At 42.4% G+C, this 19,757-nt stretch carries 21 protein-coding genes; 5 read left to right on the top strand and 16 right to left on the bottom strand.

Translation table 11 applies throughout. From position 1 onward, the window contains the following. The first annotated feature begins 38 nt into the window (after positions 1-38). From ABM313_RS18840 to psbM, 3 genes are all read left to right on the top strand, one after another. On the top strand, positions 39-431 hold the full coding sequence (locus ABM313_RS18840) for a hypothetical protein (protein WP_434684677.1): 393 nt from the start codon (positions 39-41) through the stop codon (positions 429-431). 347 nt (positions 432-778) lie between these two features. Next, positions 779-1,672: a S1 RNA-binding domain-containing protein gene (locus tag ABM313_RS18835; RefSeq protein WP_281006256.1), complete on the top strand. Its 894-nt coding sequence runs from the start codon at positions 779-781 to the stop codon at positions 1,670-1,672. Between the two features lie 136 nt (positions 1,673-1,808). Continuing rightward, positions 1,809-1,928, top strand: coding sequence for a photosystem II reaction center protein PsbM (gene psbM, locus ABM313_RS18830; RefSeq protein ID WP_009625880.1), 120 nt, complete (start codon positions 1,809-1,811; stop codon positions 1,926-1,928). Positions 1,929-2,013: 85 nt separating this feature from the next. Here the strand turns inward: psbM and ABM313_RS18825 are convergent, their stop codons facing one another. From ABM313_RS18825 to ABM313_RS18805, 5 genes are all read right to left on the bottom strand, one after another. Next, positions 2,014-2,640, bottom strand: a complete 627-nt coding sequence (locus tag ABM313_RS18825) for a hypothetical protein (protein WP_434684676.1) — start codon at positions 2,638-2,640, stop codon at positions 2,014-2,016. 160 nt (positions 2,641-2,800) lie between these two features. Beyond that, positions 2,801-3,256: a hypothetical protein gene (locus ABM313_RS18820; RefSeq protein ID WP_434684675.1), complete on the bottom strand. Its 456-nt coding sequence runs from the start codon at positions 3,254-3,256 to the stop codon at positions 2,801-2,803. After that, complete coding sequence (locus ABM313_RS18815) at positions 3,249-3,572, bottom strand: hypothetical protein (RefSeq protein WP_434684674.1); 324 nt, start codon at positions 3,570-3,572, stop codon at positions 3,249-3,251. Before ABM313_RS18815 ends, ABM313_RS18820 begins: the two co-directional genes overlap by 8 nt. Positions 3,573-3,649: 77 nt before the next feature. Then, positions 3,650-4,042, bottom strand: a complete 393-nt coding sequence (locus ABM313_RS18810; protein WP_434684673.1) for a type II toxin-antitoxin system VapC family toxin — start codon at positions 4,040-4,042, stop codon at positions 3,650-3,652. Further along, a complete protein-coding gene (locus tag ABM313_RS18805; protein ID WP_434684672.1) occupies positions 4,026-4,253 on the bottom strand; it encodes a hypothetical protein in 228 nt (75 codons plus the stop codon). Before ABM313_RS18805 ends, ABM313_RS18810 begins: the two co-directional genes overlap by 17 nt. Positions 4,254-4,590: 337 nt before the next feature. Between ABM313_RS18805 and ABM313_RS18800 the strand changes: the two genes are divergently transcribed. Then, positions 4,591-7,299 carry a TM0106 family RecB-like putative nuclease gene (locus ABM313_RS18800; protein ID WP_434684671.1) on the top strand — a complete coding sequence of 903 codons (2,709 nt, stop codon included), beginning with the start codon at positions 4,591-4,593 and terminating at the stop codon, positions 7,297-7,299. Positions 7,300-7,734: 435 nt separating this feature from the next. Here the strand turns inward: ABM313_RS18800 and ABM313_RS18795 are convergent, their stop codons facing one another. From ABM313_RS18795 to chlP, 3 genes are all read right to left on the bottom strand, one after another. Further along, positions 7,735-7,995 (bottom strand): type II toxin-antitoxin system RelE family toxin, encoded by a 261-nt coding sequence (locus ABM313_RS18795; RefSeq protein WP_434684670.1) that lies wholly within the window; start codon positions 7,993-7,995, stop codon positions 7,735-7,737. Beyond that, positions 7,996-8,229 carry a type II toxin-antitoxin system RelB family antitoxin gene (locus ABM313_RS18790; protein ID WP_434684669.1) on the bottom strand — a complete coding sequence of 78 codons (234 nt, stop codon included), beginning with the start codon at positions 8,227-8,229 and terminating at the stop codon, positions 7,996-7,998. It lies immediately after the preceding gene. Between the two features lie 246 nt (positions 8,230-8,475). Then, positions 8,476-9,696, bottom strand: a complete 1,221-nt coding sequence (gene chlP, locus ABM313_RS18785) for a geranylgeranyl reductase (RefSeq protein WP_434684668.1) — start codon at positions 9,694-9,696, stop codon at positions 8,476-8,478. A 342-nt stretch (positions 9,697-10,038) separates the two neighbouring features. Here chlP and ABM313_RS18780 point away from each other — a divergent pair, with 342 nt between their 5' ends. Then, on the top strand, positions 10,039-11,718 hold the full coding sequence (locus ABM313_RS18780; RefSeq protein WP_434684667.1) for an alpha/beta hydrolase: 1,680 nt from the start codon (positions 10,039-10,041) through the stop codon (positions 11,716-11,718). A 165-nt stretch (positions 11,719-11,883) separates the two neighbouring features. Here the strand turns inward: ABM313_RS18780 and ABM313_RS18775 are convergent, their stop codons facing one another. The 8 genes from ABM313_RS18775 to ABM313_RS18740 all read right to left on the bottom strand — a co-directional run bounded on the left by ABM313_RS18775 (position 11,884) and on the right by ABM313_RS18740 (position 19,660). After that, complete coding sequence (locus ABM313_RS18775; RefSeq protein WP_434684666.1) at positions 11,884-16,512, bottom strand: DEAD/DEAH box helicase family protein; 4,629 nt, start codon at positions 16,510-16,512, stop codon at positions 11,884-11,886. A 58-nt stretch (positions 16,513-16,570) separates the two neighbouring features. After that, a complete protein-coding gene (locus ABM313_RS18770) occupies positions 16,571-16,921 on the bottom strand; it encodes a HepT-like ribonuclease domain-containing protein (protein WP_434684665.1) in 351 nt (116 codons plus the stop codon). Further along, positions 16,908-17,216 (bottom strand): nucleotidyltransferase family protein, encoded by a 309-nt coding sequence (locus ABM313_RS18765; protein WP_434684664.1) that lies wholly within the window; start codon positions 17,214-17,216, stop codon positions 16,908-16,910. Before ABM313_RS18765 ends, ABM313_RS18770 begins: the two co-directional genes overlap by 14 nt. 68 nt (positions 17,217-17,284) lie before the next feature. Continuing rightward, entirely contained in the window at positions 17,285-18,487 is a 1,203-nt protein-coding gene (locus ABM313_RS18760; protein ID WP_434684663.1) for a restriction endonuclease subunit S, read from the bottom strand. 159 nt (positions 18,488-18,646) lie between these two features. Next, positions 18,647-18,802 (bottom strand): hypothetical protein, encoded by a 156-nt coding sequence (locus ABM313_RS18755; RefSeq protein ID WP_434684662.1) that lies wholly within the window; start codon positions 18,800-18,802, stop codon positions 18,647-18,649. A gap of 192 nt (positions 18,803-18,994) precedes the next feature. Continuing rightward, on the bottom strand, positions 18,995-19,138 hold the full coding sequence (locus ABM313_RS18750) for a hypothetical protein (protein ID WP_434684661.1): 144 nt from the start codon (positions 19,136-19,138) through the stop codon (positions 18,995-18,997). Beyond that, positions 19,131-19,517 (bottom strand): GIY-YIG nuclease family protein, encoded by a 387-nt coding sequence (locus tag ABM313_RS18745; protein ID WP_434684660.1) that lies wholly within the window; start codon positions 19,515-19,517, stop codon positions 19,131-19,133. Before ABM313_RS18745 ends, ABM313_RS18750 begins: the two co-directional genes overlap by 8 nt. Positions 19,518-19,525: 8 nt before the next feature. Then, positions 19,526-19,660 carry a hypothetical protein gene (locus tag ABM313_RS18740; protein ID WP_434684659.1) on the bottom strand — a complete coding sequence of 45 codons (135 nt, stop codon included), beginning with the start codon at positions 19,658-19,660 and terminating at the stop codon, positions 19,526-19,528. Positions 19,661-19,757 lie beyond the last annotated feature (97 nt).

The following is a 19,757-nucleotide window of genomic DNA, read 5'->3' as shown; positions in this document are numbered from 1 at the left end:
AATAATGTTAAATATTTCTACTCAGATAAGAGAAAACAATGAATTGGATTGCTGCTCAGATCAAGTGGATCATGCTCGTGTCTGGTGTCCTGACTTGTACATTGGTTTATGCGGCGATCGCGCCACAAGCTGCACTAAATTCTTTGTTTGGCGATTCTTTAGAAGGTCAGCTTTCGGAAATCATTGTCCGTAATTGGGGCGCTTTAATAACCCTTGTTGGCGCAATGCAAATCTATGGGGCGTTTAACCACCTAAACCGTTCTTTGATCGTGTTTATTTCAATTGTGAGCAAGCTGACCTTCGTTAGTTTAGTGTTGATTTATGGCAGACAATATCTTGGGCAAGCAGGAATTGCGGTTGTGATTGATTTGGTAATAGTTGGGTTATTTGTTGGGTATCTGCTTGGCGATCGCCCAAAAATCCCTAATTAAGCCCCAAAAAATTAGAGTGGCAGATTTGCGCCTTTTTCTAACTGATGTTACGTGGAACTAAGATGATGAATCTTTTGCTGCTAGCATGACAGGGCAACCACAGGGGGATTGCCCCTACCCCAATAATTTAGATTTTGTAGAGGCAATCCCCCGTGCCAGCCCTAGATTTATATGATCGCAGGAATTCCATCCAAATAACATCAGTTCTAATATGTTTGGCGATCGCTCCTAATTCTAAAAAAACATAGTGATTTTACGAGAAGATAGATTTACTTCACATTCTTTATGAGTGCTGTGAGACAATTACACTAAAATACACGCAAGCAACGCTACGCATATTCATATCCATGAACGCCACAACAAATATTCAGCCATTTTCTGCCGATGATTTTGCCAATGCCCTCGCCGAGCATAACTACGAATTCGCCGTTGGGCAAACTGTGAAGGGCAAGGTAGTGTCAGTCGAAAGTAGTGGCATTTATGTCGATATTGGCGCTAAATCTTTAGGTTTCCTCCCCATCGAAGAAGCCACGCTCAGTGGTTCTTCGCGCTCCAATAGTGATGCTTTCCCCATCGGTAATGAGTACGAATTTCTGATCATTAGTAGTCAGAATGCTGATGGTGAAGTAAAACTCTCGGTGCGTCGTTTATTATTCAAGCAAGCTTGGCAGACTCTCCGTGATTATCAAGCAGAGTCCAAGGTTTTTGAAACTAAGGTGATCGGCACAAATAGCGGTGGTGTGATCGTTGATTCTGTGGGTTTACGTGGGTTTGTACCGCGATCTCATCTTTCTGATACCTCAGATCTCGCCAAATTAGTTGGCAAAACTATTCCTGTGATGGTGTTAGATGCCGATGAGACTCGCAAAAAGTTGGTGCTATCTAACCGTCAAGCTGCCAAACTTGCAGCGATGAATCAACTTGCCAAGGGGCAACTTATCAGTGGCAAAGTTACCAATATTCGTCCTTTTGGGGCGTTTGTGGAGTTTGCTGGGGTTTCAGGCTTGTTGCATGTCAAGGAAATGAGCCAAAAGCCCGTTAGTGATCCCACCCGTGTCTTTCAAATCAATGACATGATCAAGGCTGTAGTCGTGGATATTGATGAGTCACGCGATCGCATTGCCCTGTCTACCAAGATCCTTGAGCTTCATGCTGGTGAAATGTTGGATAACTCAGCACAAGTCTTTGCAGAAGCTGAAGAACGCCTTGAAAAAAATATCAGTAAGCTCTGGGAAGCCTAATCTGCCAAAAAGAAGGTGACGCAAAGCGTCACCTTCTTTTTGGGTTTTTTAATTTTTTCGTAAGACTAATCAATTTTGAACTTAGAATATTAGCAGTCATCAAAATCTTTAAAAATCAGCACTCAAATTCAAATTTATGGAAACTAATTTTCTTGGTCTTCTCGCTACTGTCTTAGCCGTATTTGTACCTACCGTCTTCTTGCTAACTTTGTATATCCAAACATCTAGCCGCGAAGAAGGTCAAAGCAGCAAATAGAAAAAAGTACAGCCCTATGGCTGTGCATGAAACACAAAAAAAGAGAATGGTGGCGCTTTGCGCCACCATTCTCTTTTTTTGTGTTTCATGCAGCTATTTTTTGGTAAGCCGCCAACTGGATCTCGCTTTGCTGAAAAAGGTAATTAACCATAGCTAATAAACCTTTTAAATCAAAAATGTTATGGGGTGCAGGGTGATGCGTAAACCTGTTGCCTTCCAATTTACCGAACTCCCAATTTATGCCATTAGAGACAATCCCAAATATGGAGATCGCTGATTCTTCATTTAAACGCTGCGCTGCCACCATCTCGGCTAAACATTGCCCCCATCCCCAGTCGAAATTATCTTGTTTTGCCTCCACGATCAGCAAATAGGGCTTGTCAAATACAACCTTACCCAGAGGCGATCGCTTGGCGAGAATGTACTCAGGATAACCTGACAGATTATCGTCGCAGGTTAATAGCTGATGACTCCAGAGCGTGAACTTGCTACTGTAGGTCTTCCAAACCTCTTTCAGAATTGGATAAATCAAGTTCTCACAGATTGCAAATTCGGAATTATTCACCACTCCTTCGCGCATCACATATTCTAGGTCTTGCTGAAAGTATTCAGATACAGGAAAGACGGTTTGGGTGACAAAGTTTGCCTCGGTATAGATCACCTGCAATTCTTTGACAGTTGCTCCTAGACTTTTGAAGTTGCTAAATGACATAGGGGTGATTTTTGTCGGTAGTTTCGTGATCGCACTGGGCAGTACTTTGTGACATTTGAAGTTTTCCTAATGTGATCGCCATTATATTGATTATCACTCATGGCGATCGCCTATCAGGACTTTGGTAAGGAGATCTCTCAAATTAAGTTTTCCATCAATATTATTTGGCATATTTTTGTAAAAACTCCTTTGGGGTGAGACATTCAAATTCTTCTGTTTGTTCGACAAGTGCGCGAATTAGTTTGTAGTTTCTTGATACAAAGCATTGTGCTTTTCCTTGTTTGGCAGTGAGATAAACTCCTGCATCTTCACGGGGAATGATGCCAGCATCAGCGATCGCTTGAATATCTTGGTCGGCTACAAATATAAAATCTATTTGTAATTGCTGCCAAAGCTTTGCTAATAGACCACTTGACCAGTCTTTGTTTTGTAAGCGTTTACCAACTCTTAGGATTTGATCGATCAGTTCTTGGGAGAAAATAACTTTGGTCTGCCAATCGCTATTTCTATCAGATTCCAGTAGAGATAAAATTTTGCATTCATCGCTTTCTAGATCGAGCGCTCCCAAAATAAAGATATTTGTGTCGAGAAATATTGAGTTGGGCAAACTAGGCATTGATTTTCTCGTTATTGAGCCTTTGTTCTCTTTCGGTTGCTAATTCTTGTTTTACTTCCTGAATTAGATGCATTATTTTGTCGGGTGAGTCATAGCCAGATTTTGTAAAGAGTTGCTGTGACACATCTGCGAATCCTTCGGCTGACAAGTTCTCTCTGCGATCGCTAATTCCTATTAATGCTTGAAACATTTCCAAACTTAACAAGACTGCTTTTTGCTGTCCTTCTTGTACTAGGGTTATAGCTTCGCGTTTAGATGTTGCCTGTTGGATTAGCTGAGAAAGCTCTTGATTATCGAGAACAGTTGCTTCTAGCATGGTTTTTACCTTTTGAGGATAATCACATTGTTATTTTACCTGCGATCGCCTATCAGCACAGCTACAGTGCGATCGCTTCAAAGGATTCGGAATCCTGCTTGGGCAAAATGTTGATCGAAGGTGAGAACTTCTTGAATATGACGATCTTGCATGACGATAAATGAGACGCAATCTACTAAGCCCCATTCTTTATCTGGGCGGGTTTTGTATAGTTCAAAGGCTCGATCAAATATTTCAGGTGTGAGGCGAATAACTACAACATCTTCTGAATCCAGAAATTGTTCGATTACTTCTATTGCTTCATTTTTGTATCTACGCGCTAGAGAGTTGGCTATTTCTAGAAGGACTGCATCAGTAATGGCTAAGGCTTGATCGCTATAGCGATCGCTTAAATCTAGGGCTTGTGTGTGATATTGATCGCGTTCGTTGATGAGGGCAATGATGAATGAAGTATCAATGAATATTGTCAAGGTTCTTTTCTCCATTCATGTACAGATCAACGTTAGCAGCAAAGTCAACTGGCGCTTGAATTTTGATGCGTTTGAGTTTGTTTAAGATGCCTGTTTTGGGTTTGGCTGCGGATTTGGCGATCGCAAGTTGTTTGACAAATTCGTATAGTTCATCGAGGTTGTCTTCTTCAATTTTGCTGATTTCGGCGTAAATTAGTTCTTTAAGGGTCATGATGATTTATGTTATTTGCATTTTTATGAAAGAGATAAATTTTTAATTAGGTTCCATAATTTACTAAACCTAATGCGATTTTAATTGATTATCGCTCATACCAATCGCCTATCAGCACATCTACAGTACGATCGCGCAAACAAAGTCTTTTATCCAACCTATCGACTTATGGCAATTGTAATAGCAGCTTAGAAAAATCTGTAAATGAATTTTTATTGATTGGTAATGCAGATATCTTGTGATAGGTGTTATTGTGAGCAATATAAATTGTGTCTGAGCATTACTAGAAGAAGTATAGCTGAAGTAAAAGTTTTCATGCTGCACTAACGGAGGCATCATGATTGACAAAGTGATCTCGTCAGATGTTTTTGTTGCTTACTCCCAATGTCCTCGTAAAGCATTTTTGCTGTTGTTTTCAGATGATCGAGGTACGCTCCATGATTATCCTCGTATTTTGGAAGAGCGTCGAAAAGTTCATCAAGCTGAGTATATTCAGGCTTTTCAGCAAGTTCATGAGGAAGCTAGACCATATAATGACAAGAATTTAAAGAAAGGTGAGATTTTTGTTGAAGCTACGCTCAAGGTAGAGTGTTTGGAAGCTTATTGTGATGTTTTAACCAAAGTTGAACAGGATATATCAAGTCAAAAGGTGACGTTTGAGCCGACGATCGCTGTTGGAACTTATAGTATTACTAAGGAGCAAAAAGCAGAACTTTTGTTTATTGGGAAGGTATTGGGACAAATCCAAAAACAGTTGCCAACAGTAGGAACAATCGTAGGGATGGATGGCAAAGTACATCGAGTTAAACTGGAAAGTGGCTATAAAGCGATCACGCCATTTGTGAAGGTATTGCAAGAATGGAGTAAACAGAAACCAATTGAACCTCCTGATTTGATGTTGAATAAGCATTGTACGTCTTGCCAATTTCGAGATTTATGTCGAGACCAAGCTTTGAAGGAGAATAATCTCAGCTTGTTAGATAGAATGACTCCAAAAGCAGTTCAAAAATATAACAAAAAGGGGATATTTACTGTTCTCCAACTTTCTTATCTTTTTAGACCTCGAAGAGAGAGAAAACAGAAAACAAAAATGCCTGTAGTCAAGCATAGCTTGGAGTTGCAAGCTTTAGCAATTAAGGAACAGAAAATATACATTCAAGAGTTGCCAAAATTAGGCAGAAAGACAGTTGAAATATTTCTGGATATTGAAGGTATACCAGATCAAGATTTTTATTATCTTATAGGTGTTTTTGTTTGTGATGACGAGCGTAATTCATATAATTGCTTTTGGGCAGATACAGTTCATGAAGAAGAAAAAATTTTGAGACAATTGATTGAAAAGGTAAGTGAGTATCCTGAAGTCCCAATTTATCATTATGGTAGTTATGAAATAAGAGCATTTAATGAGTTGTCCAAAAGATACGCTGTTAATCTCGATCAAATCACAAAAAGACTTGTTAATATAAATTCTTATATTTATGGTAGGATTTATTTTCCTGTTTTTTCAAATAGTCTGAAAACGGTTGGTGCTTTTATAGGTGCTTCTTGGACATCGTCAGAAGCATCTGGTATAAAAAGCTTAGTTTGGAGATATGAATGGGAGCAAACATTTGATCAGAATTTAAAACAAGAATTGAGTACATATAACAGGGAAGACTGCTTAGCATTAAAGCATGTTGCTGATGTTTTAACTAAAATATTCAATAATGATAATAAATATTTAAATACTGAAATCCATTCTGTTAGTGAAATAAAGATTGATTCAGTTTACAGATTTGGAAATACTAAATATGCATTTGAGGATCTAGATTTTATTAACAAATGTGCCTATTTTAACTATCAAAGAGAAAATATATATTTCAGGGATAATAAAAAGAAAAAAACAAGATCTAGTAATAAAAGAAATTGTAATTCATGCCAAAATCATTTTATTAATAAAACGATAGAAATTCCTAGGGTTTTGGAATGTTATAAATGTGGTAGTTCTAAACTTTATCGGAGTACTAAAAAAGAAAAAATCGTATTAAATTTAAAGTTTTTTAGAGGGGGGATCAAAAAATGGGTAGTTAAATATAAAGCTGATAGACTTAGGTGCTATTCTTGTTATCATTCCTTCCTTCCAGCCGAATTTCGGAATATCACAAGTAAATATGGTTATGAGTTGTATGTGTGGATAGTTTATCAGCATATTGCATTGAGACAACCTTACAGTAAAATTCAAGATTGTTTACGAGAAGTTTTTAACTTTTATGTCAATCAATCTGCAATGGATAGAGCCACAGAAAAGCTAGCAATGTATCATAAAGCTACTTATGAAAACATCATTAAAAAATTAAGAAATGGAAATCTAATTCATGCTGATGAAACTCACATAAATATTAAAGGAGCAGGGGCTTATGTATGGGTATTTACAAGTTTAGAAGAGGTTATTTATATATACTCTCCAACAAGAGAAGGAAGTATTTTAGAGGATTTTATAAGTGGTTTTAATGGTGTATTAGTATCTGATTTTTATAGCGTCTATGACTCAGTTAGATGTTCTCAACAAAAATGTCTTATCCATCTTATTAGAGATATGAATGATGATTTGTTGCAAAACCAATTTGTAAATGAATACAAAGAAATCGTTAAAGAATTTAGCATTTTAATTAGATCAATTATAAGTACAGTTGATAAATATGGGCTTAAGAAAAGGCATCTTTACAAACATAAGCACCAGACAGAAAATTTCTTCAAGACTATTATTTCTAATCAATATAGCTCAGAAATCGCCATAAAATATCAAAAAAAATTTAAAGCTTACCAAAATAAGTTATTTACATTTTTAGATTATGATGGGATTCCTTGGAATAATAACAATGCTGAAAACGCTGTCAAGGGATTTGCTGCTTATAGAAAGTTAGCAGATGGTTCTTTTACAGAAAATAGTATTAAGGATTATTTGATTTTATTGAGTGTATATAAAACTTGTAAGTATAAGGAGATTGACTTTTTAAAATTTTTGCTTTCTAAAGAGACTGATATTGAAAAATTTTCTGGATGCTAATCTTTATCGTTACATAATTTTAGTCTTCTACTATTCCCCATGAATCTTCCTCATAAGCTCCCGCACACCATCCTTCAAAGCCAAAAGCGCATCCTCCATCGAATCATATTCATCCTCACAATCGCAAAATATTCCACGCGTATCAGAAGCACGCACAAAAGAACTGGAATAGCCATTTAATCTACATCCAATTTCAATGATTCCGTTCTCTCTATTAACCCAAGGAGAAATATTTGGATATCTGTCTTCAAAAGATCTCTTAGGCATGGTTAAGGCTTACGCAAATAAATCAAGAACTCAAGTTCTTGGCTAAAAGCTAAAGTCGGCTAAAGCAGACTAAAAGATATTTCTAAGCAACCCGTTTCAACGGGTTTGAGCTTTTAGCCCGTAATTTATTACAGGACTACTGCATAAGTCCTAATTTTACAGGAAATATTAACGGTAAATATCTCGACGATGACCGACTTTGACAACAGTAATTATCAACTTACGATCCTGTATTTCGTAAACAACACGATAATTACCAAGGACACGAATTCTGTATAAATTGCTTTCCCCTTTTAGCTTTTTGCAACCATCTGGGCGTGGGTTATCTGCAAGTAACTCGATCTCCGAAATGATGCCTTGTCGAGTAGACTCATCCAGTTTACGAATCTCCCTTAAAGCAGATGGCTTAAAGCCAATTTCGTATGACATCTAACTAAGTCCTAACTCCCTTTTAACATCAGCCAAAGGGATAAATCCATCTTCCTGCAAAGCCATTTCAGCATCGGCAACATCTTCAGCATCTTCTATCTCCTCCAAAACCAGCCAATCTCGTCTCAGCGTCAAGACCTTGAGAATATAATCCGACAAAGACACATTAAGCCTTGAAGCTTCTATAGATAGCTCATGCTCTAACGGACTTGGCAAATCTAGCTTGATATTCATAGGTAAAAATCTAGCAGTTAGTTAAGACTCAGAATAACCTAAAATCTCTCTGAATTTCAAACCATCAATCTGAATGAAGTAGGTGACGAAACAGCGATCGCAGTTATGTAAGCTGACTCCATATTCCTACCTCACCATTTAACCTGACTTGCTCATGATTATAGCTAAGCAGTAACTTCACAAAAAACAAAGACTGGTGCAGCAAGAAACTCTCACCACACCAGTCTTTATTTTTAAACCCATTAATTAAGGTGCTAAAGCATTGCCTCTCAGCAAACTACCGAGGGTTTTGAGCGTAATCTTCAACTGTGTGAAAGGATTAGCAGGCACAACGGTTTTGTAGAGATAGCTGTCAAAAGTGAGCTTTTGTACATCCTTATCGGCGCACATTTCCACAAAGGCTTCGCGAGTGGCGTTGGTGGCGTAAAACACATTCTGGAGAATGTCGAGAACCTTGTAGGTCAAGCCATACTGCTTATCCCAACGCTTAATGTATACCTTGAGATCAGCTTCGGTTGGGATGCGTTTACCAGCTTCCGCAAACTCAACGATCGCCTCAGCACACATGCGACCCGACTTCGCAGCAAAGTAAATACCTTCGCCACTGGACTTAGTGACATAGCCCGCCGCATCACCTACGAGCGCAATCCGACCAACCACACGACGAGGACGGGGATGCTCAGGAATTGGGTGAGCTTCGATCTTAATCACTTCGCCGCCTTCGATGCGAGGCAACGCACGGGCACGAATACCAGCTTGCAATTGCTTGATTAGGCGTTGGTTTTTGTGCATTGTGCCAGTACCAACGGCAACGTGATCGTATTTAGGGAAGACCCATGCGTAGAAATCAGGCGAAACATCGTCGCCCACATACATTTCTGCCAGATCTTTGTAATATTCCATCTTGTCTGGCGAAATTCTGATGCGCTCTTGGAAGGCGATCGCATAGTTATAGTCACCAGCATCCATCGCCTTAGCAACTACGGAGTTAGCGCCATCCGCACCGACGATTAAGTCAATTTCAAGAGTACGCATTACGCCTTCGTTGCCACCTTCAGAGAAATCTGAATAGGTGATTACATAGGGCTTTTTACCATTTTCGGTAATTTTAATATCAAGGACGCGAGCATTAATCAGCTTGGCTCCAAGGCTAGCAGCGCGATCGCGTAAAAATGCATCTAAAACTTCGCGACGACACATACCGATATATTCATCGGGATTGTCGAGTTTAATGTCTACTTCCACATTGCTGGGAGAGATCATTTTCATGTTGCGGACGCGGCGATCGATAATTTCGTCAGGCAAATCAAATTCAGAAACCATACATAGAGGAATTGCTCCACCGCAGGGTTTGGCGTTGTCCAGTTTACGCTCAAATATATAGGTCTCAATTCCTGCTTTGGCAAGTGTTTCAGCCGCACAAGAACCCGCAGGCCCGCCGCCTACAACAGCAACTCGTAATGTCAAAATACGCTCCTAAAGCTTTATTTAATCGGGGTTTAACTATTTTGGATGTTAGCATTGCCACCAGAGTGATTGGGGCAAAATTGATGAATATTAACATTTGTATTGTTTTATGTATCGTGAAGGTTTTATTTAGGGGCTAAAACCCAAAAGTTAAGTGGCGGCGTAAAGCGCCGCCACTTAACTTTTGGGTTAGCCATTTGCGCCGCGCTTCGCGCGGCGCAAATGGCGCAAAACGGTAAAAATCGCAGAGCGATTTTTACCGTTTTGCGCGTTCGTCGAATTGAAGTTAATTTGTGAATGTTGTGTTAGCTTCTAGGGGAGATCTCCCAGATAAAGCTACATATGATGAAATATCTCACAGCATCGATCGCCAATATTTCACGCCGATTGATTAGCCGATCAGCCACTTTGATATTTTTGCTGAGTGCAATTAGTGGAGTGGCGATCGCTCAGCCTAGTGAAGCTGCCGACACTGTCAATTTCCGATTTAATATTTTTGAAGTTTCGGTATCTGTTGACGACTTGGAAGAGTTTTCTAAAACGGGTGAATTACGCGGCGCACTTGATACGGCCTCGCGATATATTTCGGCAACAGATATGGCAACCTTTCGGCGCATTTTGACAGAGCGAGCCGATGTCCCCATATCATTACTATCAAGATTTCTCTACACATCTCAAGGAGAAAGAGCGTTAGATATTTTAGGAGAGTTTATTAAAACTGGTCCAAACCTATCAGGTAATCGCGCTATCCGTGCGGCGGCAGTTTTAGCAACTGCTGATAAACAGAATGGATTATCTCTGCTCAATTTCCTCCGCAAATTCCCCACGTCGGATATTTATTTTGATATTCAAGAAGGTTTGCAGACCGTTGGCGAGTTGAGCGACCTACTGCAAAATACGCAAAAAGTTGTGCAGATGGTTAACAATGAGGCAATTAAACAAGCTGGGCAATCGGGAGCAACACCAACACCTTCACCGATTCAGCTAGCTGATTTGCGAAATAAGGGAGGAACCCAATGGGAACGCTATAGCCTCAAAGCGCCAGCATTGGATCAGCAGTATGAAATTCCCTTTTATCTGTTTGTTCCAAAGCTTGCCACTGCTAAATCTGCGCCCATCCCTGCGATCGTCATCTATCCAGGGCTAATCTCTAACCGTGAACCGTTGCTGTATCTTGCTGAGCATTTAGCGTCCTATGGATTTGCGGTGGTGCTGACTGTTTCCCCAAATAGTAGTGCGGAGCAGTTAGATAAATTGATTATTGGGGCTGCTAGCGAAATTGCACCGCCCAAAAGCTTTGTTGAGCGTCCACAGGATATTACTGCGGTACTAAATTTCCTAGAGAAGTCGCCTCAAGCGAGTAATATCAATTGGCAAAATGTGGGCATGGTTGGACATTCCTTTGGTGGCTATGCAGCGCTAGCGCTAGTTAGTGATGCCCAGATCCAATTTGCGGATTTGGCTGAAGCATGTCAAGGCAAATATAAGTGGAATGCTTCGCTGTTATTGCAATGTGTAGCACTGGGGCTGCCAAACCAAACCTACAATTTGGGAGATCCACGCATCAAGGCAGCGATCGCGGTTAATCCTGTAACTAGTCATGTTTTGGGTAAGCCTGCAATGAGTAAAATTACTGTACCGATCGCGATTGTTGGTAGTTCAGGTGATACTTTTGCCCCTGTGGTTTCTGAGCAAATAGTGCCATTTACATGGTTAACCTCGCCTAATCGATATTTAGTACTGCTAAATAAAGCTGGACATACGGCGGTTACAGCCATTACCTCTAGCGATCGCCTTAGTCCTGAAGTCAGTAATGTTTTGGCTGGCTCCAGTGCGATCGAGTCACAAGATTATCTCAAGCTGCTGAGTGTTGCCTTTTTCAAAAACCATCTGCTTCAAGAAGCTAATTATGCTGAATACCTGACTACATCGTATTTTGCGAATATTTCCACGCCTGCGGCTCAGGTGAGTCTATTGCGATCGCTGAGTATGGAACAAATTGATGCGGCGATCAGTAAATAAAAACTACAGCTTCGACTTCGCTCAGCAACCTTAAGCTTCGACTTCGCTCAGCAACCTTAAGCTTCGACTTCGCTCAGCAACCTTAAGCTTCGACTTCGCTCAGCTACCTTACATCGAGGGCTGAGCGAAGTCGAAGCCCCTCTGCTATTTAAAATGACTATAACTTTATGCAGCAGCTTTAGCAGAAACATCATCTAGCAAAGCAAATAATTCATCTACTTGAGAAGATGCGAATAAGCTATCAATGCCTTGGGGTGCAAAGTCGGTAAACGGTGATTCATAGAGACGTTCTGCGGCGATCGCGCCGTGTTCGGTGAGGTAATCTACGATCATGTTGATAAATTCGATTTGATTAGCATTGAGAGTTTTATCGGTGAGAAATTTGCCAAATTCTTGTTTAGCTACTTCGCGATCTAGTCCAATCAGCGATCGCACAAATAAGCCCAGACCATGAGATTCTTGTTTGGCACGGTCAAGGTCTTCAACATTGCCCAAGCCATTTTCTAGCAAGATTGTCTCTAGTTCTGATAGGTCAGTTTCAGTGAGTTGTTTATTATTTCTGAGTTTGAAGATGACCATCTGATCTTGATGCGATCGCAAAAAATCTCTAGCTTTAGCTCGGAATTTTTCAAAGTTGTCGGATGGAGTGAAGTGAGGTAATTCGACAATCGTTTCATCACCCATCTCGTCTTCAAAGTTGGTATAGATCGGTTGACGCTCTTGCTTTTCGATGAGCTTAACTAGACTGCGTAAGCGTTTGCGGACGGCTTCTAGCATGGGTAAGGTGATGTCTTGCCACCATTCATCAGTCTGGATGTCTTGAATTAGTGCTAGTTGGGCTTGAACTAGAGGAATAGATGCCTTTTGCTCTAGTAAGTTGGCGATCGCCTTAACCTGATCGCGTAGCCGCGTAAATGAAGAGTGCGATCGCAGGATGGCTAGTTGTAATTTGAGGATGAGAATATCAAACCTTTTAATTTCTTCGGCTTCGGGTTCAATTTGGGCGGGTAATCCTGCAATTTCTTGGTTGAGTTCGTTTAGATCTTGTTCTGATAGCGATCGCCATACTTCGGGATTATTATATTTTTCAACAAGTCGCCTCTTGGGTCGCACGATAAAGTTTTCGCAGTTCATGGCGGCAACTTCCGAATAGAGAACCTGTGCGATTTGATTGCGTAGTGATGATTCAGAATTAGTTGTTGGATTGTAGAGCGTTTCATTCCCTTCGGCTACGCTCAGGGAACGAGATGCTCTACGCTGGCTGAGCAAAAAACTTTGCTGGCTGAGCGAAGTCGAAGCCAAAACCCCACTAGCATCTTCTGATTCGTTTGTCGTCCCTTCGACTTCGCTCAGGGAGCTAGATGGTATACGCTGGCTGAGCGAAGCCGAAGCCAAAACCCCACTAGCATCTTCTGATTCGTTTGTCGTCCCTTCGACTTCGCTCAGGGAGCTAGATGGTATGCGTTGGCTGAGCGAAGTCGAAGCCAAGACCCCACTAGCATCTTCTGCTTCGTTTGTCGTCCCTTCGACTTCGCTCAGGGAGCTAGATGGTATACGCTGGCTGAGCGAAGCCGAAGCCAAAACCTCACTAGAATTTCCTGCTTCGTTTGTCGTCCCTTCGACTTCGCTCAGGGAGCTAGATGGTATACGCTGGCTGAGCGAAGCCGAAGCCAAAACCTCACTAGAATTTCCTGCTTCGTTTGTCGTCCCTTCGACTTCGCTCAGGGAGCTAGATGGTATACGCTGGCTGAGCGAAGCCGAAGCCAAAACCTCACTAGAATTTCCTGCTTCGTTTGTCGTCCCTTCGACTTCGTTCAGGGAGCTAGATGGTATACGCTGGCTGAGCGAAGCCGAAGCCAAAACCTCACTAGAATTTCCTGCTTCGTTTGTCGTCCCTTCGACTTCGCTCAGGGAGCTAGATGGTATACGCTGGCTGAGCGAAGCCGAAGCCAAAACCCCACTAGCATCTTCTGCTGCGTTTGTCGTCCCTTCGACTTCGCTCAGGGAGCTATATTTTTTGTCTAGCGCAGCGATTAGATCTAGTCTGGTGGTAAATAGTTGCTTGCCTAGAGACTTAGGGATAGGCGCGTCAATGGTTGGAATATTCTGTTTGAAAAATTCGAGATTTTGGCAGTAGTCGAATAGGTAGAAAAATTGTTTGTCTTGACCATCGCCAAATAGATCGGGGCAAAGACGGGTTCCACGTCCGACCATTTGCCAGAATTTAGTTTTGGAGCGTACTAGTTTGAAAAGGACTAGGTTAACGACTTCAGGCACATCGATGCCTGTGTCGAGCATATCGACGGAGATGGCGATATGGGGGTCTTTGTCTTTTTTAGAGAATTCGTCAATTAGGCTTTGAGCATAGGGAGTTCTATTGGTGATCAGTCTGGTAAATTCACCTTTGAGGTGTGGGTAATTAGCGTTAAAGCGGTCTTCGATAAACTCAGCGTGTTTTTGATTTTTGGCGAAGATGATGGTTTTACCGAGCCGATCGCCTCCTGCTACTTTTAGCCCTCTGGTCATCAGATGCTCTAGCACCTTGTCGGCGGTGTCTTGATTAAATAACCACTGGTCTAATGCCCCTGCTTCAATGCGATCGGGAATATTGCCTTCTTCATCCCATTCCAGTGCATCCCATTCTTCCTTCTCTGCTTCCGAAAGTTCATCATATTTGATGCCTTCTCGTTGAAATTTGAGGGGTACGGATATGGCTTTAGTGGGGACTAGGTAGCCATCTTTGACAGCATCTTCTAGTTGATAGGCATCGGTAGGTACACCGTTTTCGAGGTCAAATAAGCTGTAAGTGTTGCGATCAATTTCATCTTTTGGTGTGGCGGTGAGTCCAAGGAGTAAGCAATCGAAGTAATTAAAAATATGACGGTATTTCTGATAGACGGAGCGATGGGCTTCATCGATGATGATGAGATCAAAATGTCCGACTCCAAAGCGCTTTTGTCCATTTTTATTGTTATCTGTAGTGCCATTGATTAGCCCCATCATCGTGGCATAGGTTGAGGCATAGACGCGCCCTTCGGTGTCTTTTTCGGTGAGTAGGTTGACGGGTGCGGAGTCGGGTAGATGTTTTTTGAATACGCCGATCGCTTGGTTAACTAAAGAGACGCGATCAGCGAGAAATAGGGCGCGTTTGACCCAGTTGCATCGCATGAGTAAATCGACTAGGGCGATCGCGGTTCTGGTTTTACCTGCGCCTGTTGCCATGATAATTAGGACTTTGCGCTCTTTGTTCTGCTCGAAGGCTTCGGAGACTTTACGGATGGCGCGGGCTTGGTAATGGCGGGAGGCGATCGTAGGATTGATGTTTGCTGTTGAGAGAGGTTTCTGGGTGGTGCGGCGTTGGATCAGTAGTTCTAGTTCAGATTTTTTATAAAAGCCTTGGACTTGACGGGGTGGGTAGTTGGTATCGTCCCAAATGTAATGCTCGTAGCCATTGGTGTAGAAGATGATCGGGCGTTGTCCAAATTGGGCTTCGAGACAATAGGCATAGAGTTTTGCTTGTTGTTGTCCTACCCTTGCGTCTTTTTTGGTGCGTTTGGCTTCGACTAGGGCGAGGGGTTTGCCATCGTTGCCCCAGAGGACATAATCGACATAGCCTTTACCTGACTCATTGGGCATTCCTGAGACTTGGAATTCTCTGGTTATGTTTGCTGTCCCTTCCTGCCCTTCAAACTTTTCTGCTTCGTTTACCGTCCCTTCGACTTCCCTTCGACTCCGCTCAGGGCTGGCGCTCAGGGAGCTAGATTTTCTTCGCTGGCTGAGCGGAGTCGAAGCCAAAACCCCACTAGCATCTTTTGCTGCGGTTGTTGTTCCTTGCCTCTCTGCAACATTTCCTGCTGCGTTTACCGTCCCTTCGACTTCCCTTCGACTCCGCTCAGGGCTGGCGCTCAGGGAGCTAGATTTTCTTCGCTGGCTGAGCGGAGTCGAAGCCAAAACCCCACTAGCATCTTTTGCTGCGGTTGTTGTTCCTTGCCTCCCTTCAACATTTCCTGCTGCGTTTACCGTCCCTTCGACTTCGCTCAGGGAGCTAGGTTTTTGCCGATGGCTGAGCGGAGTCGAAGCCATCGGAGCCGAAGCCAGATCCCATCCTGATTCTTTGAGTAATAAGTCTATAAATAGGTCGCGGGTTTGGGCTTCGGAATAGTCGTGGGTATCTGGTTGGACTGTATTGGCTTGTTTGACGGCGATGAGTTCGGCGCGGAGGCGTTTTAGTTCTTCATCGATCGCATTTTTATCGGCTAACAGTATGGATAGTTTTTCATCTCGATCGCTTAGTTCGGTTTCGAGTTTTTGGAGTTCACTTCGACTTCGCTCAGTGACCTTTTCTCGCTGGCTGAGCGAAGTCGAAGCCTGCGGTATTGCTTGCGGGTCAAATTGTAATCCTGCTTCGGGTTTGTGGGTGCGTCCGTAGGTGTGGGCTAACCAGTAGGCGACATGAAAAAATTCACGGACTGCATTAATGGCATCGTTGGCGGGGACGGCTCGCTCGTTATGGACTGCGAGGTTGCCTAGTCGGATGATGTATTTGGCTTTGTTAAAGACGGCTTCGCCGACTAGAGTTTTAAAGGTTGGCTCATGGACTAGGGCGCTGAGGTTGTCTTGATAGGGGAGTCTCAGGGATGTGTCGTATTTGTATAGCCAATTTACGGTTAGTTCTAGGGCGCGACGGGCATAGAAACAAGCTGTACGCGGATCGCGGTAGGCAGTTCTAAAGGCTTTGTGGGCGGATTCGTAGATTGCGGGAAATTCTGGTTTGAGAAAGCTGAACTGGCTCATGCTGACCCCTAACATTTTTATTTTAGGATAGCAAATATTACAGGTCTATTGCTATTAGTTAGGCATCTGTCTCTGATGCAATGATTGATTCTATTTCCGTAAGTAGGAGCGGCAGATCGTGGGTAGCGACTTGCCAAACTATGTCTAAATCTATATCGAAATAGGCGTGAACTAGACGATTTCGCATACCGATGATGTCAGCCCAAGGCATCTGTGAGTGGCGATTTTGACAATCTTTAGATATTCGGTTTGCTGCTTCTCCGATAATTTCAATGGCTTTTACTAGGGCTAGGACTGAACGGCGATCGCTTTCTAGATCGTCACGGCTGTAGCCTTCAATAAAGCTAATTGCTTCAATAGCGGCATCCCGCATATGGTGTAGACGTGTGCGGTCGTCAATCGTGGACATATATTGTTAAGGCTCCAGACAAAACATTTTGACGAAAGTATTTGCTTAGTTCGTTGGGTGTCCGTAGATCGGCGGTTCTAGAAATCATGGCTGATAGCTCTCTCTCCATGCGGACTATGCCGAAGCCTTGTGTTTTGCCTTTTTCAAATTCCACTAAGAAGTCTACGTCGCTTTCTGGGCTGAAGTCATCTCTTAGTACTGAGCCAAATAGTGACAGTTTGCGAACATGGTATTTTTTACAAAATTCGGCGATCTTGTCGTTGGGTATTTCAATTGACAATTGGTGAGTAGCCATGATCGTCTGTAAGTTTTACTAGGTCATTTCTGACAATTTTTTGATAGGTCTTGCTGGTATCGATAAAATTATAACTCTCCTCTAAAGGCGCGATGCTGTAATGATGCAAAGAGGGCTTCGAGTTGGCTAAGGGATGCCCGATGGGTTGCTTTGAGTTTTTCTACGGCTTCGACTCGTTGAGCAAATTCTTTTTGTAGTGCAAGGGGTGGGCAAAAAATTGGCATTGCTTGAATAATACTCATATTTAAACCAGACATAATTGCACCTTTTTTAGTTTGCTCTAAATATCTGTTAGAGATTGGATGAAATAGAAAGTAAGCTTGTAAAAATCTTGGTAAGCATTTCTTTTGATTTAGGGTAATGCAGCATAAATGTTTTGTGTTAACAGAGAGAGGAATATCTTCGGGAACGATTGCACATTTTCCACAAGTTCCCATGATTGTTATGATTACGTCATTGGGCTTAACTGTGTAACGTTTTAGTTCTTGATATTTAGCCTCAGAAATAAATCTACGCTCTCCCCATCGAAACTCATTGGCAACAGCATTATCAATTCCTAAAACTGCTATACCTTCTGTTACAAATTCACTATGTAAAAGTTGACTTCCGAATGGTCCAGTTCTAATTGACCCTTTACTGGGATGAACTACATTATTAACAGTTTCTATGTGCCACCCTTTTAATTCTGGATCGCCGAACATTTCTAGGAAGATGGATTGGGTGAGGGTGTCGAGTTTTGCGATCGCCTCTTTGCGTTTTGATATTAGTGACTGAGTGCGATCGAGTATCTCTGCTATACGTTTTTGTTCTGCGATCGGAGGGATAGGTATCTCTATTTCTTGAAAACGTCCTTTTGGTAGAAGAGGTAAAGTTGTAGAAGCTCCTTCATGTCGAAATAAAGATATAAGCGTCTGGCAATAGTGAAAAACATATCGAGGGAAAACAATATTTTTATTGCAAACTAGAGCATTAATTTGTTGGTTAGTGGCTAATTCCGTCCCAGCAAAACCAATTTTTCCAATTGTTGCGCCAATACAACAGACCAAAACAGATTCTCTAGGTAAAAGTCTTGCTTGTTTTGCACCTTCATCTGAAAGGTTCTTAGTGCTTTTTATAATTGGTTCAATCCCCCCTAATTCTGATGGACCTATAAATGGAATAGAATTTCCATAATATTCAGGATGATTAGTTGATGGCGTTGTACCTGTGACAACATCCGCAATTTTTTTAAAAGACTGTATTTTCCATTCAACAGGAAATCTATACTTCATTTCTGCCTCTCATTTAAATTATTCTTACCAAGTGTGTTCCCTTCGACTTCCCTTCGACAAGCTCAGGGCAAGCGCTCAGGGAGCAAGTTACTGCTTTATTTTATAGATCCGCCCGATGGCTGAGCGTAGCCGAAGCCATCAACAACGTAGACAGACCAATTATCCACGCGGCGGGGACTTATCTGCTTCGTTTACCGTCCCTTCGACTTCGCTCAGGGAGCTAGATTTATTGCGATCCCTCAATGACTGAATACGATCGCCCGATGGCTGAGCGGAGTCGAAGCCATCAACAACGTAGACAGACCAATTATCCACGCGGCGGAGACTTATCTGCTTCGTTTACCGTCCCTTCGACTTCCCTTCGACAGGCTCAGGGCAAGCGCTCAGGGAGCTAGGTTTGCTCAGGGAGCTAGATTTATTGCGATCGCCCGATGGCTGAGCGAAGCCGAAGCCATCAACAACGTAGACAGACCAATTATCCCTGCGGCGGGGACTTATCGGCTTCGTTTACCGTCCCTTCGACTTCCCTTCGACAGGCTCAGGGCAAGCGCTCAGGGAGCTAGATTTATTCAGGAAGCTAGATTTATTGCGATCGCCCGATGGCTGAGCGAAGCCGAAGCCATCAACAACGTAGACAGACCAATTATCCACGCGGCGGGGACTTATCTGCTTCGTTTACCGTCCCTTCGACTTCGCTCAGGGAGCTAGATTTATTGAGGGAGCTAGGTTTATTCAAATGGCTGTAATGTGACTCATTTTGACAAGCCGCAAACTCATGCAATAAATTCGTATCACCAGCAATTAGTGCCTCCTTCTTCTTGCGAGTCCAGCCCTGCACCTGTTTTTCCCTAGCAAAAGCATCCGCCACGCGATCAAAGAACTCACAATAAACCAACTTCACAGGCAACCGTTTCGCCGTATGCCTCGCACCCAACCCATTTTGATGTTGCCACAAACGCCGCACCAAATCCTTAGTACTACCCGTATAGTAACTCCCATCCACACACTCCAAAATATACATATACGCCATAAATCCATTTAAGCTATTTCTTCTAGAATTCCGATGGCTGAGCGAAGTTCAAAGCCGTTCCCTGAGAGATCGTCCGATGGCTGAGCGAAGTTCAAAGCCTTTCCCTGAGAGATCGTCCGATGGCTGAGCGTAGTCGAAGCCATCGACAACGTAGACAGACCAATTATCTCTGCGGCGGAAACTTATCTGCTACGTTTACCGTCCCTTCGACTTCGCTCAGGGAGCTAGATTGCTCAATTT

Origin of the sequence: Pseudanabaena minima str. Chao 2107 (assembly GCF_051131155.1) — a bacterium.
In the GTDB taxonomy this organism is placed as follows: Bacteria; Cyanobacteriota; Cyanobacteriia; order Pseudanabaenales; family Pseudanabaenaceae; genus Pseudanabaena; species Pseudanabaena minima.
This window is presented reverse-complemented; position numbering and strand designations above follow the sequence as displayed.